The organism is Psychrobacter pasteurii, from assembly GCF_900162815.1.
GTDB lineage: Bacteria > Pseudomonadota > Gammaproteobacteria > Pseudomonadales > Moraxellaceae > Psychrobacter > Psychrobacter pasteurii.
The window spans coordinates 1-879 of the sequence record NZ_FUGD01000199.1 but is presented as its reverse complement, the minus strand read 5'-3'; the positions used below and the strand labels follow the sequence as shown (position 1 = coordinate 879).

The following is an 879-nucleotide window of genomic DNA, read 5'->3' as shown; positions in this document are numbered from 1 at the left end:
CCAGCAAAGTTTGTTTGCTATTGGTTTGGATGTTTTGATTGATGGTTTGCGTGAGTATTTCTTTGCTGGCAATCGACGTGTGTTTGAGGTTCTAATAAGCTATTTGTCTCCTAGTCCACGACCTTTGAGACTTTGAGCATTTTTGTCGTGTACAGAGTTAATTAATATAAAAAACTAGGTTTCAACCTTTAATATTTAATATGGAGGATTTTAAGTCTATTTATAGCTAGCCTACTACAAGTAGATACTACTATTAAGAAACTAATATTGGACCTAAAAATATAATGTTAGCATTATTAGACTACTTATTGTTGAAGAAACTGAATACAGTCAGTTAAATATAAAATATGAGGCTGTCCAAGATAAGTAAAATTATTTGGGATAGCACTATGAGATGGAGTGAACTAAGTTGGTATAAACAAACCAGACTAATCGAACTATTTGTTACAGGTTCTACAGCAAGCTTAGTAAGTGTTAACAAAACCACAGCAAGTTATTATTTTCATAGGCCAAGACTGCTTATTTATGGGAATAGCCAAGAGTATGATCTATTCGAAGGTAAAATCGAAGTAGACGAATCATATTTTGGCGGACGGAACCCGTAAAGGCCAACGAGGACGCAATGCGGGTAATAAAGTCCCTGTCCTTGGCCTATTAAAGCGTAATAGCAAGGTTTACGCCTTCATTATATCTAATGCTAAAGCAGATATCCTAATTCCCATTATACTAGAAAAGGTAGTTCCTGATAGCATTGTTTACACAGACTCATTTAGATGCTATAACGCATTAGATGTCAGTGAATTTACTCATTATCGTATAAACCACTCTAAAACCTTTGTTAATGATAAGAACCATATTAACGGCATAGAGAACTTCTGG

Annotated in this window: 1 pseudogene; it reads left to right on the top strand. The window is 34.7% G+C overall.

Features of this window, described 5'->3' with window-relative positions:
- Window positions 1-389: 389 nt before the first annotated feature.
- Window positions 390-879 (top strand): annotated as a pseudogene (locus tag A1232T_RS13380) (IS1595 family transposase); the annotation flags it as partial.